Origin of the sequence: Variovorax sp. J31P179 (assembly GCF_030316985.1) — a bacterium.
GTDB lineage: Bacteria > Pseudomonadota > Gammaproteobacteria > Burkholderiales > Burkholderiaceae_C > Variovorax > Variovorax ginsengisoli_B.
The window spans coordinates 341,749-368,413 of sequence record NZ_JASZYL010000007.1 but is presented as its reverse complement, the minus strand read 5'-3'; the positions used below and the strand labels follow the sequence as shown (position 1 = coordinate 368,413).

General features: G+C 70.5%; 28 protein-coding genes. 8 read left to right on the top strand and 20 right to left on the bottom strand.

Annotated features, from left to right (window positions below):
- Positions 1–7: 7 nt before the first annotated feature.
- Positions 8–1,504 (top strand): MFS transporter, encoded by a 1,497-nt coding sequence (locus QTI17_RS20615; protein WP_286535363.1) that lies wholly within the window; start codon positions 8–10, stop codon positions 1,502–1,504.
- Here QTI17_RS20615 and QTI17_RS20610 read toward each other — a convergent pair.
- From QTI17_RS20610 to QTI17_RS20595, 4 genes are all read right to left on the bottom strand, one after another.
- Positions 1,501–1,776 (bottom strand): hypothetical protein, encoded by a 276-nt coding sequence (locus QTI17_RS20610; protein ID WP_286535261.1) that lies wholly within the window; start codon positions 1,774–1,776, stop codon positions 1,501–1,503. The two genes, QTI17_RS20615 and QTI17_RS20610, sit on opposite strands and share 4 nt — an antisense overlap.
- Before the next feature lie 128 nt (positions 1,777–1,904).
- Entirely contained in the window at positions 1,905–3,323 is a 1,419-nt protein-coding gene (locus QTI17_RS20605; RefSeq protein ID WP_286535260.1) for an 8-oxoguanine deaminase, read from the bottom strand.
- A gap of 1 nt (position 3,324) precedes the next feature.
- Positions 3,325–4,740, bottom strand: a complete 1,416-nt coding sequence (locus QTI17_RS20600) for a nucleobase:cation symporter-2 family protein (protein WP_286535259.1) — start codon at positions 4,738–4,740, stop codon at positions 3,325–3,327.
- A gap of 132 nt (positions 4,741–4,872) precedes the next feature.
- Positions 4,873–5,775, bottom strand: coding sequence for a LysR family transcriptional regulator (locus tag QTI17_RS20595; protein ID WP_286535258.1), 903 nt, complete (start codon positions 5,773–5,775; stop codon positions 4,873–4,875).
- A gap of 137 nt (positions 5,776–5,912) precedes the next feature.
- Here QTI17_RS20595 and QTI17_RS20590 point away from each other — a divergent pair, with 137 nt between their 5' ends.
- A complete protein-coding gene (locus QTI17_RS20590; RefSeq protein ID WP_286535257.1) occupies positions 5,913–6,509 on the top strand; it encodes a hypothetical protein in 597 nt (198 codons plus the stop codon).
- On the opposite strand, the gene QTI17_RS20585 is transcribed toward QTI17_RS20590, so the two are convergent.
- From QTI17_RS20585 to QTI17_RS20555, 7 genes are all read right to left on the bottom strand, one after another.
- Positions 6,506–7,096: a hypothetical protein gene (locus tag QTI17_RS20585; RefSeq protein ID WP_286535256.1), complete on the bottom strand. Its 591-nt coding sequence runs from the start codon at positions 7,094–7,096 to the stop codon at positions 6,506–6,508. The genes QTI17_RS20590 and QTI17_RS20585 overlap by 4 nt on opposite strands.
- Positions 7,097–7,190: 94 nt before the next feature.
- On the bottom strand, positions 7,191–7,946 hold the full coding sequence (locus QTI17_RS20580) for a ribonuclease activity regulator RraA (RefSeq protein WP_478138796.1): 756 nt from the start codon (positions 7,944–7,946) through the stop codon (positions 7,191–7,193).
- Positions 7,947–7,976: 30 nt separating this feature from the next.
- Positions 7,977–8,978: a Bug family tripartite tricarboxylate transporter substrate binding protein gene (locus tag QTI17_RS20575; protein WP_286535254.1), complete on the bottom strand. Its 1,002-nt coding sequence runs from the start codon at positions 8,976–8,978 to the stop codon at positions 7,977–7,979.
- A gap of 76 nt (positions 8,979–9,054) precedes the next feature.
- Positions 9,055–10,842, bottom strand: a complete 1,788-nt coding sequence (gene araD / locus QTI17_RS20570; protein WP_286535253.1) for an L-arabinonate dehydratase — start codon at positions 10,840–10,842, stop codon at positions 9,055–9,057.
- Between the two features lie 129 nt (positions 10,843–10,971).
- Positions 10,972–12,003, bottom strand: a complete 1,032-nt coding sequence (locus QTI17_RS20565) for a LacI family DNA-binding transcriptional regulator (RefSeq protein ID WP_478138799.1) — start codon at positions 12,001–12,003, stop codon at positions 10,972–10,974.
- 59 nt (positions 12,004–12,062) lie between these two features.
- On the bottom strand, positions 12,063–12,530 hold the full coding sequence (locus QTI17_RS20560; RefSeq protein ID WP_286535251.1) for a nuclear transport factor 2 family protein: 468 nt from the start codon (positions 12,528–12,530) through the stop codon (positions 12,063–12,065).
- A gap of 9 nt (positions 12,531–12,539) precedes the next feature.
- A complete protein-coding gene (locus QTI17_RS20555; protein ID WP_286535250.1) occupies positions 12,540–12,908 on the bottom strand; it encodes a hypothetical protein in 369 nt (122 codons plus the stop codon).
- A gap of 91 nt (positions 12,909–12,999) precedes the next feature.
- Here QTI17_RS20555 and QTI17_RS20550 point away from each other — a divergent pair, with 91 nt between their 5' ends.
- A complete protein-coding gene (locus tag QTI17_RS20550; protein ID WP_286535249.1) occupies positions 13,000–13,725 on the top strand; it encodes a TetR/AcrR family transcriptional regulator in 726 nt (241 codons plus the stop codon).
- On the opposite strand, the gene QTI17_RS20545 is transcribed toward QTI17_RS20550, so the two are convergent.
- Positions 13,722–14,621, bottom strand: a complete 900-nt coding sequence (locus QTI17_RS20545; RefSeq protein WP_286535248.1) for a LysR family transcriptional regulator — start codon at positions 14,619–14,621, stop codon at positions 13,722–13,724. The two genes, QTI17_RS20550 and QTI17_RS20545, sit on opposite strands and share 4 nt — an antisense overlap.
- A gap of 81 nt (positions 14,622–14,702) precedes the next feature.
- On the opposite strand from QTI17_RS20545, the gene QTI17_RS20540 reads away from it, so the two are divergent.
- Positions 14,703–15,134, top strand: a complete 432-nt coding sequence (locus QTI17_RS20540; protein ID WP_286535247.1) for a GlcG/HbpS family heme-binding protein — start codon at positions 14,703–14,705, stop codon at positions 15,132–15,134.
- Between the two features lie 14 nt (positions 15,135–15,148).
- On the opposite strand, the gene QTI17_RS20535 is transcribed toward QTI17_RS20540, so the two are convergent.
- Positions 15,149–16,063: a LysR family transcriptional regulator gene (locus QTI17_RS20535; protein ID WP_286535245.1), complete on the bottom strand. Its 915-nt coding sequence runs from the start codon at positions 16,061–16,063 to the stop codon at positions 15,149–15,151.
- 176 nt (positions 16,064–16,239) lie between these two features.
- On the opposite strand from QTI17_RS20535, the gene QTI17_RS20530 reads away from it, so the two are divergent.
- From QTI17_RS20530 to QTI17_RS20515, 4 genes are all read left to right on the top strand, one after another.
- Complete coding sequence (locus QTI17_RS20530; protein WP_286535244.1) at positions 16,240–17,436, top strand: acyl-CoA dehydrogenase; 1,197 nt, start codon at positions 16,240–16,242, stop codon at positions 17,434–17,436.
- Complete coding sequence (locus tag QTI17_RS20525) at positions 17,436–18,683, top strand: CaiB/BaiF CoA transferase family protein (RefSeq protein WP_286535242.1); 1,248 nt, start codon at positions 17,436–17,438, stop codon at positions 18,681–18,683. The genes QTI17_RS20530 and QTI17_RS20525 overlap by 1 nt, the downstream gene beginning before the upstream one ends.
- Entirely contained in the window at positions 18,680–20,350 is a 1,671-nt protein-coding gene (treF, locus tag QTI17_RS20520) for an alpha,alpha-trehalase TreF (RefSeq protein WP_286535241.1), read from the top strand. Before QTI17_RS20525 ends, treF begins: the two co-directional genes overlap by 4 nt.
- 242 nt (positions 20,351–20,592) lie before the next feature.
- On the top strand, positions 20,593–21,483 hold the full coding sequence (locus QTI17_RS20515; RefSeq protein WP_286535239.1) for a LysR family transcriptional regulator: 891 nt from the start codon (positions 20,593–20,595) through the stop codon (positions 21,481–21,483).
- 24 nt (positions 21,484–21,507) lie between these two features.
- Here QTI17_RS20515 and QTI17_RS20510 read toward each other — a convergent pair whose 3' ends face one another.
- From QTI17_RS20510 to QTI17_RS20480, 7 genes are read right to left on the bottom strand one after another with little or no spacing between them, the layout of a single operon-like run.
- Positions 21,508–21,972 (bottom strand): CopD family protein, encoded by a 465-nt coding sequence (locus tag QTI17_RS20510; protein WP_286535237.1) that lies wholly within the window; start codon positions 21,970–21,972, stop codon positions 21,508–21,510.
- A gap of 36 nt (positions 21,973–22,008) precedes the next feature.
- Positions 22,009–22,482, bottom strand: a complete 474-nt coding sequence (locus QTI17_RS20505) for a hypothetical protein (RefSeq protein WP_286535235.1) — start codon at positions 22,480–22,482, stop codon at positions 22,009–22,011.
- An 8-nt stretch (positions 22,483–22,490) separates the two neighbouring features.
- Positions 22,491–23,405, bottom strand: a complete 915-nt coding sequence (locus QTI17_RS20500; RefSeq protein ID WP_286535233.1) for a glutaminase — start codon at positions 23,403–23,405, stop codon at positions 22,491–22,493.
- The gene (locus tag QTI17_RS20495) at positions 23,402–24,304 is read right to left on the bottom strand and encodes a DMT family transporter (RefSeq protein WP_286535231.1); all 903 of its coding nucleotides are present in this window, start codon (positions 24,302–24,304) and stop codon (positions 23,402–23,404) included. The genes QTI17_RS20500 and QTI17_RS20495 overlap by 4 nt, the downstream gene beginning before the upstream one ends.
- A gap of 52 nt (positions 24,305–24,356) precedes the next feature.
- Entirely contained in the window at positions 24,357–24,857 is a 501-nt protein-coding gene (locus QTI17_RS20490) for a BON domain-containing protein (RefSeq protein WP_286535230.1), read from the bottom strand.
- Entirely contained in the window at positions 24,854–25,390 is a 537-nt protein-coding gene (locus tag QTI17_RS20485) for a flavin reductase family protein (protein ID WP_286535228.1), read from the bottom strand. The genes QTI17_RS20490 and QTI17_RS20485 overlap by 4 nt, the downstream gene beginning before the upstream one ends.
- 43 nt (positions 25,391–25,433) lie before the next feature.
- Positions 25,434–26,663 (bottom strand): spore maturation protein, encoded by a 1,230-nt coding sequence (locus tag QTI17_RS20480; RefSeq protein WP_286535226.1) that lies wholly within the window; start codon positions 26,661–26,663, stop codon positions 25,434–25,436.
- Positions 26,664–26,665 lie beyond the last annotated feature (2 nt).

Here is a 26,665-nt window from a genome sequence, read left to right as displayed (position 1 = left end):
CGCGCTGATGCCCTGGGTGATCGGCCTGGTGACCGGCATCGACTACTTCGACAACGCGCTGTTCGCCTTCTTCGCGAGCTACATCGCGGGCGGCGTCAACGCCTCGGCCGACGAACTGGTCTGGGCCTCCAGCGCCTATGCGCTGGGCGCGGTGCTCGGCATCCTGCAGCAGCACGCCTGGATCGAGCGCCTGGGTTACCGCCGCTACCTCGCGCTGTGCATGTTCGCCTTCGCGATCGGCGGCGTCGGCGCGGCGCTGTCCGACAACTCGGTCCAGCTGATGGCGGCCCGGGCCTTCCAGGGCTACTTCGTCGGACCCATGCTGGGCGCCTGCCGGATACTGATCCAGATCGGCGTCCCGCCGCAGCGGCGGGCCAGGGCGCTGCGCGCCTTCATGGTGTTCATCGTCTTCGGCGGCGTGCTGGCGCCGATCGCCGGCGCCTTCCTGGTCACCCATCTCGAATGGCGCTCGCTGTTCTTCTGCAGCGCGCCGGTGGCCGCGATCGCGGGCCTGCTCGCGCTCTGGACGCTGCCGGACATCGGCGATGTCGCGCCGCACGAGCGCACCGCGCCGCACTACCTGGCCTATGGCGTGTTCACCCTGGCGCAGGCGGCGCTCCAGGTGGTGCTGACGCGCACCCACTTCGAGCTGTTCTCGGGCTCGCCGACCCTGATCGGCCTGGCCATCGCCGCGGTCGCGGGGCTGGGCTGGTTCGGCTGGCAGCAGTGGCGCCATCCGGCGCCGCTGGTGCGGCTGGACGCGCTGCGCGAGCGCACCTTCCAGGTCGGGCTGGCGCTCTACGTGGTCTATTACTACCTGTCGACCGGCTACAGCTACCTGCTGCCGAGGCTGATGGAAGGCGGGCTCGGCTTCACGCTCGGCGACGCCGGCTATTTCACTGGCGCGACCTCGCTCTTGTCGGGGCTGCTGCTGTTCGTCTACCTGAAGTACTCGGCGCGCGTGACCCGCAAGAAGTGGCTGATCGTGCCGGGCTTCGGCATTGCCGCGGCAGCCGCCTGGTGGTTCGCCCGGATGTCGCCCGAGGTCGGCCGCGCGCAGCTGGCGGGCCCGCTGCTGCTGCGCGGGCTGATGATGCTGTTCGTCGTGCTGCCGGTGGCCAACCTGACCTTCCGCTCCTTCCAGGCCGAGGCCTTCGCGCACGGCTACCGGCTCAAGAACCTGGTGCGCCAGCTCGCCATCTCGTTCGCCACCGCCAGCGCGATCGCGCTCCAGCAGCATCGGGTCGCGCTGCACCAGACCCGGCTGAGCGAGACGGCCAGCCTCTCGAACCCGAGCTTCGTGCAGTCGCTCGACATGATCACGCGCGGTTTCACGGCTTCGGGCCACGCGATCGGCGAGGCGCACGCCATGGGACTCGCCACCCTGTCGCGGATGCTCGAGCAGCAGGCCACCTTCATGGCCTCGCTCGACGGCTTCCACGTGATGGCGGTGGTGGCGCTGGTCGCCGGCGTGTTCGCCGCCTGGCAGCGGGAGATCGACTAGGTGCGCCGGTTCGACAGCTTCATCATCAGCTCGTCCGCCAGTTCGAAGGCCCGGTGCTCCATCACGGCCACCGGATAGCTGCCGATGCGCAGGCGGTCGTAGATGACGGTCGCGTAGCTGAATTCGTCGCCGAGCACCGAGGCCGCGTCCTGCAGGCACTCGGCGAGCGAGACCAGGCCTTCGCGCGCGTAGTGGTGGGTGCCGTCGCCGGTCCCGACGGTCGCCTTGAAGTTGCCGTCCGCGCGTTTCGTGATCTCGACCTCAGGCTGCATGGCTCGCTCTTCCAGATTCCGATTGACTTCGTTGATGTGGGCTCCGCCCCGGGCGGAACCCTCGAGACTACAAAGAGATCGGCGATCGCGCCATCACGGAAAACGGTGAGCGGGTGTCGGCCGCAATGTCAATTCAGGTGCGGATGGCGCGCCTGTTCGTAGAGGGTGCGGGCCAGTTCGCGATGCCGCGCCAGCAGCGGCGCGAGGTCGAGGTCGGTGAAGCGGCCGTCCCGGATCCGCACCCGGCCGTTGATCAGGCTCAGCGCGGCGGCGCCCGGCTGGCAGAACACCAGCGCCGCCACCGGGTCGTGGCCGGCGCCCGCATGGCCGACCCCGCGCAGGTCGAAGGCCACGATGTCGGCCGACATGCCCGGCGCCAGCGCGCCGATGTCGTCGCGCCCGAGCACGCGGGCGCCGCCCAGGGTGGCGATCTCGAGCGCCTCGCGGGCGGTCATCGCGGCCGGCCCGAAGCCCACGCGCTGCAGCAGCATCGCCTGGCGCGCTTCGCCGAGCAGGTGGGCACCGTCGTTCGAGGCGCTGCCGTCGACCCCGAGCCCGACCGGCACGCCGGCGCGCCGCATGGCGCCGATCGGCGCGATGCCCGAGGCCAGCCGCATGTTCGAGCAGGGGCAGTGCGCCACGCCGGTGCCGGTGCGCCCGAACAGCGCGATGCCTGCCGGGTCGAGCTTGACGCAGTGGGCATGCCAGACGTCGCGGCCGACCCAGCCCAGGTCCTCGGCGTACTCGGCCGGCGTCATGCCGAATTTCTCGCGCGAGTAGGCGATGTCGTTGTCGTTCTCGGCCAGGTGGGTATGGAGCGAGACGCCGCGCTCGCGCGCCAGCTCGGCCGACAGCCGCATCAGGTCGCGCGAGACCGAGAACGGCGAGCAGGGCGCCAGCACGATGCGGCGCATCGCGTGGCGCGACGGATCGTGCCAGCGGTCGATCAGCCGCTCGCTGTCGCGCAGGATCGCCTCCTCGCTCTCCACCACCTCGTCGGGCGGCAGGCCGCCGAGGCTGCGGCCCACGCTCATGCTGCCGCGCGCCGCATGGAAGCGCATGCCCATGGCGTCGGCGGCCTCGATCGAGTCGTCGAGCCGCGCGCCGTTCGGGAACAGGTAGAGATGGTCGCTCGACGTGGTGCAGCCCGACAGCATCAGCTCGGCCATCGCAGTCCGGGCCGAGACCCGGATCATCTCGGGCGTGAGCCTGGCCCACAGCAGGTAGAGGTTCGTGAGCCAGCCGAACAGCTCGGCGTCCTGGGCCTCGGGCACGGCGCGGGTCAGGCTCTGGTACATGTGGTGGTGGGTGTTGACCAGCCCGGGCATCACCACGTGGCCGCGCAGGTCGATCGCCTCGGCCTGGCCGCGTGCCAGGGCCTCGGCGTAGACCGGCGGCAGCTCCGCCGTGGCGCCGACCCAGGCGATCGCCGGGCCCTCGGTCACGACCGCGCCGTCGGGGATTTCGCGCCGGGCGGCGTCCATGGTGACCAGCACGTCGGCGTGGCGGAGGATCAGTGGGCGGGGGGGCGTCGCGGGAGAAGTCATGTCATTCGGTTCCATGTGAAGTGCCGGCGGCCAGCGCGAGGGCGCGCTCCTTCGAAAGCACGCCGTTGTAGAAGAGATTCAGCAGCACGGCCACGCAAGTTCCAAGCACGATACCGCTGTGCGTGAAGGGATGCGTCCAGGCCGGGAAGTGCTGGAAGAAGTTGGGCGACAGGGTCGGCACCAGGCCGAGGCCGATCGAGATCGCGATCACGTGCAGCGCATGGCGGTTCTGGCTGTAGTCGATCGAGCCGAGGATGCGCACCCCGGTCGCCGCCACCATGCCGAACATCACGATGCCCGCGCCACCGAGCACGAAGGTGGGCACCGATGCCACGACGTGCGCCACCTTCGGCAGCAGCGCCAGCGCGATCAGGAACAGCCCCGCCAGCGCGGCGACATAGCGCGAGCGCACGCCGGTGACGGTCACCAGCCCGACGTTCTGCGAGAAGGAGGTGTAGGGGAAGGTGTTGAAGATGCCGCCGATCACGGTGCCGAGCCCGTCGGCGCGCAGGCCGCGCGTCAGCGCGTCGGGGCTGATGCGGCGTCCGGTGATGGCGCCGAGCGCCAGGAACATCCCGGTCGACTCGACCAGCGTGATCATCATGACGATGCACATCGAGACGATGGCGCCGAACTCGAAGCGCGGCAGGCCGAAGTGGAAGGGCGTCGTGATCGCCAGCCAGCCGGCTTCCTCGATGCCGTCGAAGCGCATGCGGCCGAGCGCCAGCGACAGCGCGACGCCGGCCACGATCCCGAGCAGCACCGAGATGTTGGCCACCAGCCCGCGGCCGAAGCGCGACAGGACGATCACCACCGCCAGCACCACGGCGGCGATCGCCAGGTTGGCCGGATCGCCGTAGGCCGGATTGGCCACCGAATGGCGGACGCCGTCGATCACCGTCGACTGCGTCGGCTGGCCGCCGGCGGCCCAGTGGATCGCCACGCCCATCAGCGAGACGCCGATCAGCGTGATCACGGTGCCGGTCACCAGCGGCGGGAAGACGCCGAGCAGCCGGCCCATCAGCGGCGCCACCGCGATGCCGAAGAGGCCGGCCGCGATGGTCGCGCCGTAGATCGCCGGCAGGCCGAGCGAGGGGTCGACGCCGATCGCGATCATCGGCCCGACCGCCGCGAAGGTGACGCCCATCATCACCGGCAGGCGGATGCCGAAGCACCAGAAGCCCAGCGCCTGCACCAGCGTGGCGATGCCGGCGGCGAGCAGGTCGGCGTTGACGAGAAAGGCGATGTCCGACTTCGACAGCCCCAGCGCGCTGCCGACGATCAGCGGCACGGCGATGGTGCCGGCGTACATCACCAGCACGTGCTGCAGGCTCAGTGCGGCACAGCGGGGAAGCGGGATCTTCTGGTCGACCGCGTCGCTGTCGGGGGCTCGGGTCGTGAATGGCGTGGCAGGCATCAGGGGACCTTTCTGAGGGCGTCGAGGGGCAAGGACGGCCGCAGTCTAGGCAGCGAGGGCGTGCACGCGCAAAGTCATTGTTCAGCTCATGACGTCCACAAAAAGTGGACAGGCCGCGCAGCGGACCGGGCCTCAGGGCGCCAGCAGATCGTCGAGGCAGCGGATCACCAGCCCCGCCAGCAGGGTCGCGGCCGGTTCGGGCTCGCCGCCGGCGCGCATCACGAGCTTGAGCGTCTGCGGCGACAGGCCGGCGTCGCGCAGCGGCACGAAGACCAGCGAGCCGGCGCGGCGCTCCTCGTCGATGTCGAGCCGGTTGAGCAGCGTGATGCCGACGCCCTGCACCACCAGCCGGCGCATCAGCGCGGTCGAGGTGGTCTCGATGATCGGCGCGACGCTGATCGCCGACCGCCGGAAGGCGCCATCGAGGATCGGGCGCAGCGAGAGCGACGCCGCCGGCAGGATCAGCGGGTGGCCGACGCATTCCGAGAGCACTGTCGTCGCCTGCGCGGTCAGCGGATGGCCGGGAGGCACGACCGCGCCGATCGGCCATTCGCTGGTGAACAGGGTCCGGAAGCCGGCGCTGTCGGGCACGTCGTAGGCCAGCCCGAGGTCGGCATCGCCATCGCGCACGCTGCGCAGCACCTCGGCGATCGGCAGGTCGAGCAGCGTCAGCCGGATCCTCGGATGGGCGGCGCGAAAGCGCTGCGTCACGGTGGGAAGGAAGGCGCCGGCCAGGCCGGCCATCGTCGCCAGCGAGGCTTCGCCTTCGCGCAGGCCGCGCACTTCCTCGATGCGCTGGCGCACGGCGTCGAAGTCGCGCAGCGTGCTGCGGGCATGGGCCAGCACGATCTCCCCGACCGGCGTCAGCTTGAGGGTGTTGTGGATGCGCTCGAACAGCGGCGCTCCCAGTTCCTCTTCGAGATTGAGGATCTGCCGATTGACCGCCGTCGGCACCACGTGCAGCTGCTCGGCCGCCTTGCGGATCGAGCCGGCGCGGACCACCTCGACGAAATAGCGGACGACCTTGGCATGCATGGTGGCGCGGATTCTGCACGAGCCGCGCGCGCAGTTTTTTTCGTGCGCCCCCTGTTCAGGCCGGCCTTCGCTGCCGATAGCTTGGGGTGGACACACGGAGCCTTCCCCCATCCGGCGAGCCCGGCTATCGCATCCTGATGCGCGAAGGGTGCCGGGTGGTCTATGGGCACATGCCATTGCCCGAGTTCCTGGCCCTGATGAAGCAGGCCCATGACACCGAACTGCTGCACGCCGGCATGGCGCGCATGCTGGACGCCACCGCCGTCATCGGCACCCCCGCGGCGCTGGCGCGGCTGCGCCTGCGCGAAACACCCGCCGCCATCGAACGGATGCGGGCCCAGCTGGGCCGTGCCGCGCTGCGGCTCGATCCGCAATCGCTGCGCTGGCTGGCGGCCGGCGAGCAGGGGCCGGCCAGCCTCTCGCTGTTCGTGCTGCTGACCTGCGTGCGGCCTCGCCACTATCGGCACCGGCTGCCGGTGCTGCCGCGCGACGCCGGCGCGTTCCGGCGCTGCCGGCTGCTGATCGAGCAGGTGCCGGCCCTGCGGCATGCGCTGCCGCTGCTGGCCCAGCGCATCGCCGAGCCCGGCGTGGCCGAATGGGCGGCGCTTGCGCAGGCGTGGGACGACCTCTGCGCCCAGATGGACCACGAGGCGCCCGACTGGCGGCAGGGGCCGGTCGACGCCCCCGGCGTGACCGCGATGCTGGCCTGCTTCCGCGAACTAGAAACCGCTTAACGCCGCGGCCAGCGGGCCCCGCCGTTCAGCGGGCGGCGGGCGAAGAACCAGCGGCGCTTGCGGCTGGGTCCGCGGGCGGCGACGGCCTGCCGTTCTTCGAATGCGGCCCATTCGTTCTGGAGCGTCGCTGCCAGCGCGGCCAGGTTGGCCTGCTTGTATTCCCAGACGCCGGCGACCACGAAATGGCCCATGCGCCGGGTGTCGGGCATGGGCGTGATCAGGATGCGGCCGGCACCCATGGCCTGCAGCACCGCGGCGCGCTCGGCCGCCAGGCGGAAGCCTTCGCCATAGCCCTCGATGTCGCGCGCCAGCGAGATCTGGACCAGCGTGATGCTTGAGAAATGCTCGGCGATGAAGGCCACCAGCATGGGCAGGAGGACCCGGCCGATCTTCGCCTTGTGGAGGTGCCGGCTGGCTTCGGTGCCGGCGGGCTTGAAGTGCTCGATGCGCATTTGGGTGCCGCCCCGGCTCACCGGCACCGGGTCCAGGGTGCCGATGTGGGTCTCGCCGTAGTGCGCGAGCATGGGCTGGCCCAGTACGCAGGGCCCCAGGTCCGGTCCCGTGAAGTGCAGGCTGTGGATGCTCATGCCCGATTGTCGGTGGGGGCATGGCGTTCGAAACGGACGAACAACGGGGCGTTGGCGGCCCAGTTCGTTCGTCAGGCCGCCGGCGCTGCTGCTTTCATTCGGGCGGGATGCCGCCATCCTTGGCGACCTGGGCCCGCGAGGCTTCGTAGGCGGCCCGCGTCTCGGCGTTCGGCGGGTAGGTGCCCGCGAGCTTGGCGCCGCCCTCGATGCGCGCGAGGATGAAGGCCTCCATCTTTTCCTGCTCGGTGGCGTCGCGCGCCACCTCGTCGGCGAGATGGTGCGGAACCACCACCACGCCTTCGTCGTCGCCGACCACCACGTCGCCCGGATAGACCGCCACGCCGCCGCAGCCGATCGGCACGTCGAGGTCGATCGCGTGATGGTGGATCAGGTTCAGCGGCGCGCTGCCGCCGGCGCAGTACACCGGGAAGTCCATCTGCGAGATCGGGCCGCTGTCGCGCACCGGGCCGTCCGACACCAGTCCGGCCGCGCCGCGCACCTTGAGCCGGGTGGTGAGGATCTGGCCGCCCGAGGCCACGCGGGTCTCGCCGCGGCAGTCGATCACCAGCACGTGGCCGGGCGGCACGCTCTCGATGCCCTTGCGCTGCGGATGGTTCGGGTCGTCGAAGGCGCTGATCTGGTCGAGGTCTTCGCGCGCCGGGATGTTGCGCATCGTGAAGGCCGGGCCGACCAGGTTGCCGCCGCTGGGCGTGGTGAGCCGGCCCACGCCCTGCAGGTAGACATTGCGGAAACCGCGCTTGAACAGCTGGGTGCACAGCGTGGCGACGCTCACGTGCCGCAGCAGTTCACGGGTGGCGTCGGACAGGGGCGTACGGGGGGTGTCGGTCATGGTCATGCTTCTTCGTCGGGTCGGAAGGGGTCAGTTGGCGGTGGCGCCGGACTTGCGCACCAGCTCGCCCCAGCGCGGGATTTCCTTCTGCATCAACGCCGCCAGCTGGGCCGGCGAGCCGGCCACCACGTCCATGCCGAGCTGGTTGGTGAGCTTGTCGCGCACCTCGGGCTGCTGGAGGATGCGCGTGATCTCGCCCGCGAGGCGCTGCGAGATCGCCGGCGGCAGGTTCTTCGGCGCATAGACCGCCTGCCAGGACGCCATTTCGAAGCCCGGCACGCCGGCCTCCGCCATGGTCGGCAATTCGGGCGCCAGTGCCATGCGCTTCGAAGTGGTGACCGCCAGCAGCTTGAGCTTGCCGGCCTGCACCAGCGGCAAGGCGGCCGTGATCTGGTCGAACATGAAAGTCACCTGGCCGGAAGAGACATCCAGCATCGCCGGCGGCGTGCCCTTGTAGGGGATGTGGGTCAGCTTGACGCCGATCATGTCGGCCAGCATCTCGCCCGCCAGGTGGGTCGAGGTGCCGGCACCCGACGAGGCGAAGCTGCGCTTCGCGGGGTCCTTCTTCAGCAGCGCGATCAGCTCGGCCACCGAGCGCACGCCCAGGTTCGGGTCGACGATCAGCACGTTCGGCAGGAAGGCCACGAGCGAGATCGGCTCGAAGTCCTTCACCGGGTCGTAGGGCAGGTTCTTGTAGAGGCTGGCGTTGATCGCATGCGTGCTGATGGTGCCGCCGAAGAGCGTGTAGCCGTCGGCCTTGGCCTTGGCCACGTAGCTGGCGCCGACCGCACCTGCGGCGCCGGGCTTGTTGTCGACCACCACCGGCTGGCCCAGGGCCTCGGCCAGCTTCTGGGCGATCAGGCGGCCGATCACGTCGGTCGAGCCGCCTGGCGTGAAGGGCACCACGTAGGTGATCGGACGGCTCGGCCAGGCGTCGGCGGACTGCGCGCGGGCGACGGCGGGGAGTGCGGCCGCCAGGCCGGCGGCGCCGAGCACCTGGAGCGCGGTGCGGCGCGGGATGGCAGGGTTCATGTTGTCTCGCTCCAGGAAGAAGAAAAAGGAGGCGGCTTCGCTGGCCCTCGCGCCGGCTGGACCGGTCGCGCTTCGATCAGTGGATCTCGGGCTCTCCCTCGGGCTGCCCATCGGCCGCGTCGGCGCGGTAGTCGGGCGCCAGGAAGTCGAAGTCGCAGCCGGTGTCGGCCTGCTGCACGTGCTTCAGGAACATCACGCCGTAGCCGCGGCTGAATTTCGGGATCGGCTTCTGCCAATCGGCGCGGCGGCGCGCGAGCTCGGCCTCGCTCACCTGCATGTCGATGCGGCGGGCCTCGATGTCGAGCGTCACCAGGTCGCCGTCGCGCACCAGCGCCAGCGGGCCGCCGACGTGCGATTCGGGCGTGACGTGCAGCACGCAGGCGCCATAGCTGGTGCCGCTCATGCGGGCGTCGCTGATGCGCACCATGTCGCGCACGCCTTCCTTCAGCAGCTTCTGCGGGAGCGGCAGCTGGCCCCACTCGGGCATGCCGGGCGCGCCCTGCGGGCCGGCGCTCTGCAGCACGATCACGCTGTCGCGGGTGACCGGCAGCTCGGGGTCGTCGATGCGTGCCGCCAGGTCGTCGTAGTTGCGGAACACCAGCGCCGGGCCGGTGTGGCGGCGCAGCTGCGGCTCCATCGCCGCCGGCTTGATCACCGCGCCGTTCGGCGCCAGGTTGCCGTGCAGCACGGCCAGCCCGCCGCTCTCGAGCAGGGCGTCGCCGCGCGGCCGGATCACGTCCGCGTTGTAGACCTCGGCGCCTTCGATGTTCTGGCCCAGCGTGCGGCCGTTGCAGGTGCGCTGGCTGCCGTCGATCAGGTCGCCCATCTGGCGCAGGAAGGCGCGCAGGCCACCGGCGTAGAAGAAGTCTTCCATCAGGTATTTGCCCCCGGGCCGCAGGTTGGCGATCACCGGCGTGCTGCGCGCCAGGGCGTCGAAGCGCGCCAGGTCGAGCGCCACGCCGGCGCGCCGCGCCATCGCGATCAGGTGGACGATCGCGTTGGTCGAGCCACCCAGGCCCAGCACCGCGGTCACGGCGTTGTCGAACGAGGCCGCGGTCAGCAGGTCGAGCGGCTTCAGGTCCTCCCAGACCATCTCGACGATGCGGCGTCCGGTGTGGGTGGCCATCATCGCGTGGCGGGAGTCGGCGGCCGGGATCGACGACGCACCGGGCAGCGTGAGCCCCAGCACCTCGGTGGCGCTGGTCATGGTGCTGGCCGTGCCCATGGTCATGCAGGTGCCGGGCGAGCGGGCGATGCCGTCCTCGACGTCCTGCCAGTCCTGCTCGCTGATGTTGCCGGCCCGCAGCTCGGCCCAGTACTTCCAGGTGTCGGAGCCCGAGCCCAGGAACTGGCCCTTGTAGTCGCCGCGCAGCATCGGCCCGGCGGGCACGAAGATCGTCGGCAGATTCATGGCCAGCGCGCCCATCACCAGGCCCGGCGTGGTCTTGTCGCAGCCGCCCATCAGCACGCAGCCGTCGGCCGGGTAGGAGCGCAGCAGCTCCTCGGCCTCCATCGCGAGCAGGTTGCGATACAGCATGGTGGTCGGCTTCTGGAACGCCTCGCCCAGGCTCATGGCCGGGATCTCCACCGGGAAGCCGCCGGCCTGCCAGACGCCGCGCTTCACCTCTTCGGCGCGCTGCCGGAAGTGGGTGTGGCAGGAGTTCATGTCGCTCCAGGTATTGAGGATCGCGATCACCGGCTTGCCCAGGTAGTCGTCGCGCGAGAGGCCCATCTGGGCGGTGCGCGAGCGGTGGCCGAAGCTGCGCAGGTCCTTGGCGCCGTACCAGCGGTGCGAGCGCAGCTGCTCGGGCTTCTTGCGGCCGTCGCCCGGGTCGGCCGGCGGGGGGGATTGCGGTTCGCTCATCGGGATTGCCTCTTGGAATGTTAGCGCTGTCATTTTTATCTTAAGGCGCGGAGCGGCTTCGCGTCAACAGGGTAATCGCGCGGCGGGGGGCGCTGGGTCAGGCCGGCCCGAAGCGGCCAGCGGCCCGGTTCAGGCGCTGTCCCGCTCGATCAGCGAGAAGCCGAGGTCCAGCACCTTGTGCTCGACGGCGCGGCCTTCGGCGCGGTCGATGATGAAGCGCGCCGCCTGCCGGCCGATGGCGGTGCCGTCGATCCGCACCGTCGAGATCGCGGGGTGGGCATGGCGCGCGAAGCCGAGGTCTCCGAAGCCCATGGCGGCGACGTCCTCGGGCACCCGCAGGCCGCGCGCCTGGGCCTCGGTGATCACGCCGTGGGCGAGCGCGTCCGAACTGCAGACCAGCACGTCGACCGCCGGATCCGTCGCCAGCAACTCGCTCAGGGCGGCGCGGCCGCTGCCCAGCGTGGTCGGCGCGGGGACGGTCTGCACCCGGGGCGCGGCGCCGCCCAGCGCCTGCCAGGCCTGCTCGAAGCCGGCCCGGCGCAGGTTCGCCCGCTGGTCGTCGCCCGTGACCACCGCCGGGTGGCGATAGCCCTTGCGATGGATGTATTGCGCTATGTCAGCGCCCACTTTCTCATGAGAAAAGCCGACCAGCATGTCGACCGGCGTCGGCGTCAGGTCCCAGGTCTCGACCACCGGGATGCCCGAGGCCAGCAGGCGCCGGCGGCCCTCGGCCGAGCGCATGATGCCGGTCAGCACGATGCCGTCCGGCCGCCGTCCGACGATGGCGTCGATCAGCGCGTCCTCGCGCGAGTTGTGGTAGCCGGCCTGGCCCAGCATGAGCTGGTAGCCGGCCTCGGCCAGCGCCTCGGTCAGGGCCTGGATGGTCTCCAGGAACACCGGCCCGGCGATCGTCGGCACCAGCGCGGCCACCAGCCGGCTGCGGTTCGAGGCCAGGCCGCCGGCCAGCAGGTTCGGCACGTAGCCCGTGCGCTCGACCGCCAGCCGGACCTTTTCGCGGGTCTTGGGAGACACCAGCTCCGGCGTGTTCAGCGCCCGCGAGACCGTGATCGCGGACACGCCGGCGAGCTTGGAGACGTCGTCGAGCGTGATGCCGCCGCTGCTGCGGCGGCTCGGGCGTGGCGGAGCGTTGGAGTCGTTCAAGGCGGGTGGGATGGTGGCGCTAACATGGCCCTGCATCAGGCATTGTGTGGCAGGCGCCCTCAGAGGCCGAGATCGCTCAGTCCCGGATGGTCGTCCGGGCGCCGGCCCAGCGGCCAGAAGAACTTGCGCTGGTCGTCCCTGATCGGCAGGTCGTTGATGCTCGCATGGCGCACGCGCATCAGGCCGTCGTCGTTGAATTCCCAGTTCTCGTTGCCGTAGCTGCGGAACCAGTGACCGGAATCGTCGTGCCATTCGTAGGCGAAACGGACGGCGATCCGCGCGCCCTCGAAGGCCCAGAGTTCCTTGATCAGCCGGTAGTCGAGTTCGCGTGCCCACTTGCGCGCGAGGAAGGCCTCGGCCTCGGCCCGCCCGACCACGAACTCGGCCCGGTTGCGCCAACGCGTGTCCTCGCTGTAGGCCAGGGCCACGCGTGCCGGATCGCGCGAGTTCCAGCCGTCCTCCGCGAGGCGGACTTTCTGGATCGCGCTGTCGCGCGTGAAGGGGGGGAGCGGCGGGCGGGTGGTCATGGGCGAAGGTTAGCCGAGCTCGAAGGCTTCGCGGAAGGCGGCGCAGAAGGCCTCGGTCCCGCTGATCGACAGGCTGACCGTGTGCCGCACGACGCCCGCCGCGCCGGGCTGCACGCGCAGCCGGCGCTCGACCGGGTCGAACATCATCGACTGCGGCTGGCTGCTTTCCTGCATGCCCTGCAGGTCGTAGTCCCAGTCGCCGCCGTCGCCGACCGGCCCGCGCGGCGCGCCGAAGCCGGCGTGCGCCCAGTCCAGCACCTGCACTACCTCGGCCTCCACGGCAGCGACCTGTTGCGGGCCGGTGCTCGCCATGGCGTCGAACACGCCGACCCCTTCGGTGTCTTCGCTGTAGTCGAAATCCAGGTAATCCAATGTCATGCGCAAGATCATCCACGAAGCGCGGCGGCGGCTGAAGTAGACTTGCCGCGAGAATCCGAATTTAAATTCAAACTCAAGTTTGAAGGCCCGCATGTCCGCCCCCGCCAAGAAGAAATCCGCCGCGCGCACGCCGCGCCCCGATGGCGACGCCACCCGCGCCCTGCTGCTCGAAACGGCCGGCCAGGTGTTCGCCGAACGCGGCTTCGCCGACGGCACCAGCAAGGAGATCTGCGAGCGCGCCGGCACCCCGATGGCGTCGGTCAACTACCACTTCGGCAGCCGCGAGGCCCTGTACGAGACGGTGCTGATCGAGGCCCATCGGCAGGTGATGGCGCTGGACGACCTGCTGGCCCTGACCCACGGCCCGGGCGATCCGAAGCAGAAGCTTCGCCTGCTGCTGGCACGCCTGATCGGTTTCGCGTCGCAGGGCTCGGCGCCCTGGGGTTTCCGGGTCGTGCTGCGCGAAATCATGACGCCGACGGCCGCGGTCTCGGTGCTGATCGACAAGGCGATACGGCCCAAGTCCCGCGTGCTGCTCGGCTTGATCGGCGAGGTGCTGGGCCTGCCGCCCGAACACCCTGCGGTCCAGCGCGGCCTGATGTTCGCGCTGCTGCCCTGCCTGGTGATCCTGGTGGCGCCGAAGGAGGTGCCGGCCCGGGTGCTGCCCGCGGTCGCCAAGGAGAGCGGCGGACTGGCCGACGATTTCATCCGCTACGCGATGGCCGGGCTGGAGGCGATGGCGGCGGCGCACCGGCCGCAGCCGCCTCCCGCTGCGAAGCCCGGGCGGGGAGCCCGGCGCACGGCATCGAGCGTCTAGATGGCCTGACCGGCCCCATCTTCCCGCGTCTCGGCGAGAAGCTCCGCGATCAGGTCCTTGATCCGCTTGACGCGAGGATCCCGGCGCACGTCCGGGTGGACCACGGACCACAGCTCGCGCGTCGCGCTCGGCGCGCACGGCACTTCGACCAGCCGCTCGTCGCCGTGCGCCAGGAAGCCGGGCAGCATGGCCAGGCCCAGGCCCGAGCGGCAGGCGCTGTGGAGTGCGCCCAGGTTGTTGCTGCGAAGGACGAATGGCCTGGATCCGGCGAACGCCGCCAGCGCCTTCTGGTGCGGCACGTCCGTGAGCGGCTCGTTGTAGCCGACGAAGCGCCAAGCCGATTCGGGGCGGCCGAGCCAGTCCGCGGTGGCGTAGACCCGAAAGTCCAGCTCGCCGAGCTTGCGCCCGGCCAACCCGGTCTCCGTCGGACGCATGAAGCGCAGCGCGAGATCCGCTTCGCGGCGCTGGTGATCGGCGAACCGGACTTCCCCGACGATCTCGAGCCGGATGTCCTGCCAGCGGTCGAAGCGCGTCGCCAGCTGCGGCACCAGGAAGTGGCTGGTGAACATCGGCGGGGCGGAGACGCGGACTGTCGCGCCGGCGGCGGTGGCGGAAGCGGCGGCGCGGCCGAATGCAAGGGCTTCGGCTTCAATGCGGCGTGCCGCCGGAAGGAGCGCCTCGCCTTGCGGCGTCAGTCGCCAGCGGGTGGCGAGCCGATCGAACAGCCGCAGACCGATGCCGGATTCCAGGGCCGCGATCCGGCGCGCCGCGGTCGAATGCTCGACCCCCAGGGTCCGTGCCGCTCCCGACAGGCTCCCCTGCCGCGCGACCTCGATGAAGAAGCGGACGTCGTCCCAGGCGGCGAAGGGCGCTGCGGTGACTGGGTGTTTTTGCACATCACTTGTGCGCATCTTGAGAATTCTCACGAAGGGAATCGGTCCATAGCATCACGGTTTTGCTTATACATGGAGCTCGCAATGAATCAATTCGCACAGCCGATTCCCTATGGTTTCCCGATCACGCTGGAGGAGGCCCGCCGGGTCGCATCGGCGGCGATGGATGAAGCCGGCAAGCAGGGATGGCCGATGGTGATCGCGGTCACCGACAGCGGCAGCAACCTGGTGGCGCTCTACAAGATGGACCACGCGCAAACCGGCAGCGTGGCGATCGCGCAGCACAAGGCGGCCAGCGCGGTGCGGTTCAAGAGGCCGACCAAGGTATTCGAAGAAGCCTTGGCCGCGGGTGGCATCGGCCTGAGGCTGCTCGCGACCGAGGGCGCCTGTCCCCTGGAAGGAGGCCTCCCGCTGGTCAAGGACGGCGCCGTGATCGGCGGCATCGGGGTCTCCGGGATGCAGTCCACGCAGGATGCCCTGGTGGCCGCGGTCGGCGCGTCGGCGCTGGCGACTTGAACGCTGGCGCCCGATCAGCGCACGCCGGCATCGCCACCCGCTTGCGCGAGCAGCCAGTCGCGAAACAGCGTCAGCGCCGGCCGTTCGTCCTGGGCCGCCGGCGTCACCAGGAAATAACTGCGCTCGCCACGCAGCGGCCGGTCGCAGGCCACGACCAGCTCGCCGCGATCGAGCTCTGCCTCGATCAGCAGGCGCGGCATCAGCGCCACGCCGAGGCCATGCGCCGCGGCCTCCGCGAGCATCGAGAACAGCTCGTAGCGCGGGCCGCTGCGGGCCCGCGGCGCCTCGACCTGTTGGGCATCGAACCACTGGCGCCAGCCGTCGGGGCGGGTGCTCTGCTGCAGCAGCGGCAGCCGGGCGATGGCCGCGGGCGACAGCTGGCCGCGCGGCGCGATCAAGGCCGGGCTGCAGACCGGCAGCACGTCTTCGCTGAGCAGCGCGGTGGAGCGCGTGCCGGCCCAGTTGGCCGCCTGCGCCGGCGTGCCGGTGTAGATCGCCGCATCGAACGGCGTCTCGTTGAACAGGAAGGGCCGGGTGCGGGTCTCGATGTGGACCGTGATGTCGGGATGCCGGGCCGCGAAGTCCGGCAGCCGCGGGATCAGCCAGCGGGTGGCGAAGGTCGGCACCGCGGCCAGCTGCAGCGAACCGCCCAGCCCCTGCCGGGCCATGGCGTCGAGGGTGTCGCGCTCCATGGTGTCGAGCTGGCGCGCGATCTGGCGCGCATAGTCGGCGCCGGCCGGGGTCAGCGCCACGCCGTGGCGGGTGCGCCGGAACAGCGCCATGCCGAGGAAGTCCTCCAGCGCCGTGATCTGGCGCGACACCGCGCTCTGCGTCAGCGCCAGTTCCTGTGCCGCCCGCGTGTAGCTTTCGTGGCGGGCGGCGGCCTCGAAGCAGATGAGGGCCTGGGTGGAAGGGATCTTTCGGCGCATGGTATGCGAGGGCTACATAGTTGACTGGCGCGTCGCGCAAGCGGCGACCCGCCGGCACATTGTGCTTTGAAGTGCGACAAACTCATAACTGGGTGTGGAATCGTCGTTTGCGCTCCCTGTCCCCGGCGCTTACGATCAGGGCCGACTTCCAGCACCCCCTCATCGGAGACTTTCAGATGGCCCACGCCGCATTTCAATGGGACGACCCCCTCCTGCTCGACCAGCAACTCACGGACGACGAGCGCATGGTGCGCGATGCCGCCAACGCCTACTGCCAGGAGCGCCTCGCCCCGCGCGTGATCGAAGGCTTCCGCACCGGTGAAACCGACCCGGCCATCTTCCGCGAGATGGGCGCCCTGGGCCTGCTGGGCCCGACCATTCCCGAGCAGTACGGCGGCCCCGGCCTCAACTACGTCTGCTACGGCCTGATCGCCCGCGAAGTCGAGCGCGTCGACTCCGGCTACCGCTCGATGGCCAGCGTCCAGAGCTCGCTGGTGATGGTGCCGATCAACGAATTTGGCACCGAGGCGCAAAAGCAGAAGTACCTGCCCAAGCTGGCCACCGGCGAATGGATCGGCTGCTTCGGCCTGACCGAGCCCGACCACGGCTCCGACCCCGGCAGCATGGTCACCCGCGCCAAGAAGGTGCCGGGCGGCTACGCGCTCACCGGCGCCAAGATGTGGATCAGCAACAGCCCGATCGCCGACGTCTTCGTGGTCTGGGCCAAGGAAGTCAGCGAAAGCGGCACGGTCGGCCCGATCCGCGGCTTCGTGCTCGAGAAGGGTTTCAAGGGCCTGAGCGCCCCGGCGATCCACGGCAAGGTCGGCCTGCGCGCCTCCATCACCGGCGAGATCGTGATGGACAACGTGTTCTGCCCGGAAGAAAACGCCTTCCCCGAAGTGCGGGGCCTGAAGGGCCCGTTCACCTGCCTCAACAGCGCCCGCTACGGCATCTCCTGGGGTGCGCTCGGCGCCGCCGAAGACTGCTGGCATCGTGCCCGCCAGTACACGCTCGACCGCAAGCAGTTCGGCCGCCCGCTGGCCGCCAACCAGCTGATCCAGAAGAAGCTGGCCGACATGCAGACCGAGATCACGCTGGGCCTGCAGGGCTGCTTGCGCCTGGGCCGCATGAAGGACGAAGGCACGGCCTCGGTCGAGGTCACCTCGCTGCTGAAGCGCAACTCCTGCGGCAAGGCGCTCGACATCGCCCGCCTGGCGCGCGACATGATGGGCGGCAACGGCATCAGCGACGAATTCGGCGTGGCCCGCCATCTAGTGAACCTCGAAGTGGTCAACACCTACGAAGGCACGCACGACATCCACGCGCTCATTTTGGGCCGCGCGCAGACCGGCATCGCCGCCTTCGCGAACTGATGTCAGCCCCCGCCGCCACGCAAGGCGCCCTCGCGGGCCTCAAGGTGCTCGACCTGTCCCGCGTGCTCGCGGGCCCGTGGTGCACCCAGATCCTGGCCGACCTGGGCGCCGACGTGATCAAGATCGAGCGACCGGGGGTCGGCGACGACACCCGCGGCTGGGGCCCTCCCTTCCTGAAGGATGCGGACGGCAACGACACCCACCAGGCCACCTACTTCACGGCCTGCAACCGCAACAAGCGCTCGGTCACGATCGACATGGCGACGCCCGACGGCCAGGCGCTGCTCAAGCGCATGGCGGCCGAGAGCGACATCCTGGTCGAGAACTTCAAGACCGGCGGGCTCAAGCAGTACGGCCTCGACCACGAGAGCCTGCGGGCCGCCAATCCGCGCCTCATCTATTGCAGCGTGACCGGCTTCGGCCATGACGGCCCGCACGCCATGCGCGCCGGCTACGACCTGATGATCCAGGCCACCACCGGCATGATGAGCATCACCGGCCGGCCCGACGACGTGCCCGGCGGCGGGCCGCTGCGGGTCGGCGTCGCGCTCACCGACCTGTTCACCGGCGTCTACGCCAGCACGGCCATCCTGGCCGCGATCGAAGTGCGCCACCGCACCGGCGAGGGCCAGCACATCGACATGGCGCTGCTCGACGTCGGCATGGCGATCCTGGCCAACCAGGCCAGCGCCTTCCTCAACACCGGCGTGGCGCCGCAGCGGCAGGGCAACAGCCATCCGAGCCTGGCGCCCTACCAGGACTTCCGCACCGCCGACGGTGCGATGCTGCTGGCGATCGGCAACAACGGGCAGTTCGCGCGCTTCTGCGAAGCCGCCGGCCATCCGGAGTGGGCCGCCGATCCGCGCTTCGCCACCAACACGCTGCGCGTCAGGCACCGCGAAGTGCTGATCCCCCAGATGGAAGCCGTGACCCGCACCCGCAGCACGGCGCAGTGGATCGCGCTGCTCGAAGACAAGGCCGTGCCCTGCGGCCCGATCAACGACATCGCCCAGGCCTTCGAGGACGACCAGGTCAAGGCGCGCGGCCTGGCCGTGACTCTGCCGCGCGATGCCGGCGACGGCATCGAACAGATCGTCGGCGTCGCCAGCCCGCTGCGGCTGCAGTCCACGCCCCCGGTGCTGCGCCGGGCGCCGCCGGCGCTGGGCCAGCACACCGACGAGGTGCTGGCCGAGTTCGGCATCGACGAAGCCAGGCGCGCGGCGCTGCGGGCGGCGGGCGTGGTGTGAACGCGCCGGGCGCTTCCACCGCGAAGCGCTCGACGCGCGCCGCGGCGGCGCCCGCGCCCGACACGCTGACGCCGGCCGACCGCTACCAGGAGCTTTTCGTCGCGGTCCAGTCGGGCCGCGTGTTCGCCGACAGCAAGACCTTCGTCGATTGCGCGCCGCGCGCCGAGCCGGAAGCCATCCTGGCCGCCTACCGTGCGCAGTGCGGCGAACCCGGCTTCGATCTCGCGGCCTTCGTGCAGGCGAACTTCGAGCTGGTCGAGCCGGCGCCGAGCGACTATGTCTCGGTGCCGGGCCAACCGATCGCGGCCCACATCGCCGACCTGTGGCCGGTGCTGACGCGGCATCCGCAGGTGCATCCGCCGCGCTCCTCGCTGCTGCAGCTGCCGCATCCGTATGTGGTTCCGGGCGGACGCTTCCGCGAGCTCTACTACTGGGATTCCTATTTCACCCTGCTGGGCCTGTCCGGCGAACACCACCGGCCGCTGGTGCGCGGCATGGTCGAAAACTTCGCCTTCCTGATCGACACCCACGGCCATGTGCCGAACGGCACCCGCAGCTACTACCTCGGCCGCTCGCAGCCCCCGGTGTTCGCGCTGATGGTCGAACTCGCGCAGCAGCAGGGCGCGGTCGATGCGATCGACTTCCTGCCGCAGCTGCGGCGCGAGCATGCGTGGTGGATGGCCGGCAGCGAGGGCCTGGCCCCGGGCGATGCGAGCCGGCGCGTGGTGCGGCTCGCCGGCGGCGCCCTGCTCAATCGCTATTGGGACGAGCGCGACACGCCGCGCGAGGAGTCGTGGATCGAAGACGTGGCCACGGCGCAGGCCTGCGATCGCGAGCCGGCCCTGATCTACCGCGACATCCGCGCGGCCTGCGAGTCGGGCTGGGACTTCAGCACCCGCTGGATGCGCGAGCCGCCGCCGCCGGGCGATGTGCAGCCCTGCGCCCATGTGCGCGCCGCCACGGCGGCCTCGCTGGCCAGCCTCTGCACCACCGACATCCTGCCGGTCGACCTCAACGCCTTCCTGCACCAGCTCGAATGCACGCTCGCCACCTTGAGCGGGCAGGCCGGCGACGCCGCCGCCGCGCAGGCCTATTCGCAGCAAGCCGAGGCGCGCCGGGACGCGATCGGCGAGTGCTTCTGGGACCCGCAGCAGGGCGCCTTCTTCGACCACGACTGGCGGCGGGGCGTGCGCCGCAGCTGCCTGACCGCGGCCAGCGTGGTGCCGCTGTTCGTCGGCCTCGCGACCGCTGCCCAGGCCGAGGCGCTGGCCGAGACCGTGTCGCAGCGGCTGCTGGCGCACGGCGGGCTGTCGACCACCGAGTGCGGCAGCGACCAGCAATGGGACCGCCCCAATGGCTGGGCGGCGCTGCAATGGATGGCGGTCCGCGGGCTGGCCGACTACGGCCACGAGGCGCTGTCGCGCACCATCGCCAGGCGCTGGCTCGCGACCGTGGCCGCGCTCTACGAGCGCGAAGGCAAGCTGGTCGAGAAATACGCCCTGCGTCGGGTCGAGCGCGACGACACCGCGGGCGGCGCCGGCGGCGAGTACCCGCTGCAGGACGGCTTCGGCTGGACCAACGGCGTCACGGCCGCCTTGCTGGCCGAGCATCCGCAGCACACCGCGCACGGCTGCGTGGCGCACGCGGCGGCGCCGCAGCATCGCTGAGCAGCCACGGGATTTCGCTGCGGCCCACGCCCAGGTCGCGCAGGTCGAGCTCGCTCATCGCGCGCAGCTGGCGCTGGTCCAGCCAGCAGCGACGCAGCGCGTGCACCCCATCGAGCAAGCGGGTGACGAGGGCGGACTGGGTCGACGGCATGGCATGGCTCCTCATGGACGGACAGCCATCTTGCAAGCCTGCGTGCTATTGTGGAAGTTGAGAATCCTGTCACTTCCAATCAGCTTTCCTGATGCGGCAACTCAACCTCGACCAACTCCGCACCCTGGTGGCCATCGCCGACCTCGGCAGCTTCTCGGCCGCCGCCCGGGCCCTTCACCTCGCGCAACCCACGGTCAGCCTGCACATCAGCGAACTCGAATCGCGCCTGAACACCCGGCTGGTGGTGCGGGGCAGCCGCCGGATCACGCCCACTGCCGCGGGTGCTGCACTGGTCGAGCGCGCGCGGCGCCTGCTGCGCGATGCCGACGACGCCGTGGACGCCGTGCGGCGCCAGGCCGAAGGGCGAACGGGCCGCGTCCGGCTGGGCACGTCGACCGGCATCGTGGTCGAACTGTTGCCGCAGGTGCTCGAGGAGCTGGAGCGCGACCACCCCGGCATCGACGTCGAGGTCTGCATCCTCGGCTCGTCCGAGGCCATGTCGCGCCTCGCGATGGGCACGCTGGACATCGGTCTGGTGGCGATTCCGCAGCCACCGATGCGTGACCTGATGGTCACGCGCTGGCGCAGCCAGCCGATGATGGCTTTCGTCCCGAAGAAGTGGGCGGCGCCGAAGCGGGCCACGCCGCGCTGGCTGGCAGAGAGGCCCTTGATCTTCAACGAGGCGACCACGCACATGTACCGGCTGACGATGGAATGGTTCGCCGCGATCGGCGAATCGCCGCGCCCGCGCATCGAGCTCAACTTCGACGCGGCGATGCTCGCCCTGGTGGCGGCAGGCTACGGTGCGGCGGTGCTGCCGTTGCACCAGCCGGTGGGCGCGGACTTCAACGAGCGGCTGCAGGTGTTGCCGCTCCGCCCGAAGCTGACCCGGCATCTGGGCATCGCGCACCGGCCGCGCGCAACGCTCGACGGAGCAACCGAAAGCGTGCTCCAGATCCTCGAGCGGTTCAGCCAGCGGTAGGCAGCGTGTTCGCGACGTTGCCGTTCACAGCACGCGCCCGACCACGGCCAGCGCGAACACGAGCACGCCCAGCGCCAAGTTGGTGGCGACCAGCTTGCGGATCAGGTTCAGGTTCGCGGCCGCCACCGGCCACTGGCCGGCCGCCACCGCGCGCAGCAGCCGCGGATAGGGTGCGAAGCGCAGGTGCAGGAACAACGCCATCATCACCAGCCCGAGCGTGAACATCGCATGCACGCTCCAGTGCACCCGCGCGAAGCCGCCGGCGGCCCAGACCAGCAGCAATCCGCTCGCCAGCAGCACGCCGATGGCGGTCGAGACGCCGACGAAGAAGCGCGACAGCGCCGCCGCCATGAACGGCAGCCGCAGCGGCGGCTCGAGGTGCGCGACCGCGGCAGGGCGGACCGCGAAGTGCATCGTCGCCATGCCGCCGACCCAGAAGGCGGCGGCGAGCAGGTGGAGGAACAGCAGGAGGGCGGGAAGGAGGGACATGGCGTAGCGTAGACCAGAACGCCGCGGCCCGCGGCTTCAGCGGGGCTTCTCGAAGCCGCTCTCGATCCAGGCCTCGGCGCTGGCGGCGTTGAGCCTGAAGTCCGGCTTCACGCGCAGCTCGGCCAGCTCGCTGCCGGATTCGTCATGTGCCCGCAGCATCGCGTGCGGATTGTCCTCGTCCGGCACGATCTGCAGCGACACGCGGATGCGCCCGGAGCCGGCGCCCACGCTGACGTGCTTGTTCAAGCGCGCATGGAGCTGCTGCTCGTGGCGGCGCAGCACCTCGTTGGCGGTCTTCACCAGCGTGTGGAAGGCCGGCGCGTCGAGCGGCTTCGGGTTCTTCTTGTCGCGGCCCATGGTCCAGGGGCCGACCAGCGCAGGCTCCGGGTCGCCCTGGCGGGTCATCGCGACGGCCCAGCCGTCGTCGTCCTCGTTCTTGATCACGCGGGCGGTCCAGAGCGCGTCGCTCCAGAGGGTGGCTTCCTGGATCGGGGCGGCAGTGTCTGTCATGAGAGCATTCAAAAAATGGAAAGGCCGGTGCGGGCCGTGAACAGCTCGAGCGCCTTCAGCCCGAGCAGCGAGTTGCCGTTGCCATCGAGGGCCGGCGACCAGACGCACAGCGTGAGCTTGTCGGGCACCACGGCGACGATGCCGCCGCCGACGCCGCTCTTGCAGGGCAGGCCGATCGAGAAGGCGACGTCGCCGGCGGCGTCGTAGGTGCCGCAGGTGAGCATCAGCGCGTTGATGCGCCGCGCATGGCGCTCGGTCGTGATCTCGGGTTCGCCATCGATCGGGTGGGCGCCGTCGCGGCACAGGAAGCCTGCGGCGCGCGCCAGCTGCCGGCAGCTCATCCGGATCGCGCACTGGTGGAAGTAGAGGCTAAGCACCTCGCGCACGTCGTTGTCGATCTTGCCGAAGCTCTTCATGAAGTTCGCCAGCGCGACGTTGCGGAAGCCGGTCACGGCTTCCGAGGCGGCGACCTCCTCGTCGTAGGCAATCGCTTCGCCGCAGAGGTTCGACATCAGCGCGATCAGCTCGGCCTCGGCGCGCCCCAGGCTCACCAGCCGGTCGGCCACCGCGATGGCGCCGGCATTGATGAAGGGGTTGCGCGGCTTGCCCTGCTCGTTCTCGAGCTGGACCAGCGAATTGAACGGGTTGCCCGACGGCTCGCGGCCGATCCGCTCCCACAGCGCATCGCCGAGGCGGCGCATCGCCAGGGTCAGCGTGAACAGCTTCGAGATGCTCTGGATCGAAAAAGGCGTGTCGGCATCGCCGGCCGCGGCCTCCTGGCCCTCGCAGGTCCTGAGGGCGATGCCGAACTGCCGTGCCGGCACCCGCGCCAGCGCCGGGATGTAGCTCGCCACCTGGCCCTCCACGCCGAGCAGCGGGCGGACCTCGGCCTCGATGGCATCGAGCACGGGCTGGAAGTTCATGGCTTGGCTCCCGGGCGCCGGTTCACGAGCACGATGCCGAGCGCCACGCCGCAAAGCGCCAGCACCAGCTGCAAGGTCAGCGGTTCGGCCAGCAGCACGACGCCGAACACCAGCGCGAACAGCGGCGTCAGGAAGGTGAAGGATGAGATCCGCGTGGCCGGATAGTGCCGCAGCAGCCACATCCAGGCCAGGTAGCTGGCGAAGGCGCCGATCACGGTCTGCAGGCCGATCGAGAACCAGGCGTAGCCCGAGTACGCGAAACCCCAGCGCTCGCCGAGCAGCAGCGACAGCAGCGGCGAGACCGCCGCGGTCACCGCGATTTGATAGAACAGCGTCTTCTCGGCGCTGGCGGTGGCCAGCCGGGTGGCGCGGATCGTCAGCGTCGTCAGGCCCCACAGCACGCCGGCGGTTAGCGCCAGCGCATCGCCGCGCAGCTGCGCCGAGGTGCTGTGGCCGAAGCTCTCGCTGAAGGCCACCACCACGCCCGCGAAGGCGATCGCCAGCCCCACCCATTGCAGGCCCCGCAGCCGTTCGGCCGGCACCCAGCGCGGCAGCAGCACCGCCACCACGAAGGGCGAGGTGTACAGGAACACCGTGAGCCGCGAGGCGGTCGTGAGCTGCAGCCCGAGATAGATGCAGGTGAATTCGCCCGCGAACAGCGCACCGGCCAGGAGGCCGCCGGGCAGCGTGCCGTCGCGCGCGAACAGCGGCACGCCGCGGCGCACGCACCAGATCCACAGCAGCACCACCGCGCCCGTCATGCGGATCGAGGCCTGCCACAGCGGCGGCACCTCGCCGACGGTGGTCTTGATCAGGATCTGCTGCAGTCCCCAGAACGCGCAGCAGGCGATCAGCAGGGCGGTGGCGCGGGTGTCGAGGTGTTCCTTGCGTTCGATCATTCCAGGGATTTCTGTTCTTCTTGTGATGCGGCCTGGGGCCGGCGGGGCGGTGTCAGGGAGATGCGACCGCATAGGGCGGGTGGCCGTTCGTGCCGACCATCAGCTCGGGCAGCACCACTTCAACGTCGGGCACGCTGCGGGCGGCGCGGTCCAGCGCGGCGGCCATGCTGCGCGAGGGCACGCAGCCCTGCAGGTAGACCCAGCGCCGCTGGATCACGACCCAGACGCTGGCGCGCCGCACGCCCGGCACGGCGGCCAGCGCCGCCTGCACCTTGGGCGCCAGCGGCTTGTCGTAGCGGTAGGCGTTGCTGTCGGCGCAGCGGCCGGCCAGCCAGCAGCTGGTGCCGCGCTCGAGGCGCGAGTGCATCTGCGCGCGCCGCTCCTCGGCGGTCAGCAGCGGGCCTTCGGGCACCGGGCAGCTGCGCATGCCCGACGCCACCTGGAAGAAGGGATCGTCGAACCAGTTCTGCTTGACCGGCTTGGGCGGCTCCTGGGCCACTGCGGGTTCGACCGCGCAGGCCACCGCCAGCAGCACCGCCGGCGTGGCCCTCAAAGCGGATGCTCCGTGTAGAAGCGCCCGCCGTGGAACAGCAGCGGCGAGGCGCCCGCGCTGTGCATGCAGCGCTCGACCTCGCCGACGAAGATCACGTGGTCGCCCTCGTCGTAGCGGCTGCGGTTGAAGCACTCGAAGCTGGCCGCGGCGCCCACGAGCACCGGCGCCCCGCCGATGCCCTCGGTGAAGGCGACATCGGCCCAGCGGTCGATGTCCTTGGCCGCGAAGCGCTCCGCCAGGCTCTTCTGGTTGGCCGCCAGGATGTTGATCGCATAGTGCGAGCCGGTGCTGAGCGCCGCCATCGAGGCCGCGCTGCGCGCCAGGCTCCACAGCACCAGCGGCGGATCGAGCGAGACCGAATTGAAGGAGTTGGCGGTCAGGCCCACCAGGGCGCCGTTCGCGGCCCGCGCCGTGACGATGGTCACGCCGGTGGCGAACATGCCGAGCGATGCGCGGAACTCGTCGATGGAGAAGGAGGGCGGTTGCGCCTGGGCGGGAGCGGTCACGGAAGAGGGGGGCAGTTGGAGGTCCATTTTGGCCGATCGGCCGCGCGGTCGCTGGCGCCGGCCGGAACGCTCAGCCGAAGAACCAGTAGCCGACCGCGATCGCGGCCACCACGCCGGCCAGTTCCGCCAGCAGTGCGCAGCCGACCGCATGGCGCGCCCGCTGGATGCCGACCGCGCCGAAGTACACCGCCAGCACATAGAACGTGGTCTCGGTGCTGCCCTGGATGGTGGCGGCGACCTTGGCGGCGAAGCTGTCGACGCCCTGGCTCTGCATGGTCTCGATCAGCATCGCGCGTGCCGCGCTGCCCGAGAAGGGCTTGACCAGCGCGGTCGGCAGGGCGTCGACGAAGCGAGTGTCCCAGCCGGTGCGCGCCACCACCCAGCGGATGCCTTCGAGCGCCAGGTCGAGCGCCCCCGAGGCGCGCAGCACGCCGACCGCGCTCAGCATCGCGACCAGGTAGGGCAGCAGGTTCCTGGCGACGTCGAAGCCTTCCTTGGCGCCTTCGATGAAGCACTCGTAGACCTTCACCCGCCGCAGCGCGCCGACCGCCAGGAAGAAGACGATGAGCCCGAACAGCACCAGGTTGCCCAGCAGCGAGGACAGCGCGGCCAGCGCCGCGGCCGACAGTGTCGCCAGCAGGGCCATGAAGCCGCCGAGCAGCAGTGCGCCGGGCAGCAGGTAGGCCAGCACCACCGGGTCCCACAGCCGCAGGCGCTGCATGAACGCCACTGACAGCAGCCCGACCAGCGTCGAGGCGCTGGTCGCCAGCAGGATCGGCAGGAACACCAGCGTGGGATCGGGCGCGCCCTGCTGCGCCCGGTACATGAAGATCGTCACCGGCAGCAAAGTCAGCGACGAGGCGTTGAGCACCAGGAACAGGATCTGCGCGTTGCTCGCGCTGGTCGCGCTCGGGTTCAAGGTCTGCAGCTCGCGCATCGCCTTGAGTCCGATCGGCGTGGCGGCGTTGTCGAGGCCGAGTGCGTTGGCGGCGAAGTTGAGCGTGATCAGGCCGAGTGCCGGGTGCCCGGCCGGCACCTCGGGCATCAGCCGGCGGAACAGCGGGCCGAGCAGCCGCGCCAGCCGGTCGACGATGCCCGCGGCCTCGGCGATGCGCAGGAAGCCGAGCCACAGGGTCAGCGTGCCGAAGAGCAGCACCATCACCTCGACCGACAGCCTGGCCATCGCGAACAGGCTCTCGACCATCGAGGCGAACACGGTGGCGTCGCCGCCGAGCAGCCAGCGGCCGAGTGCCGCGGCCGCCGCGGTCAGGAAGAAGCCGAGCCACAGGCCGTTGAGCACGC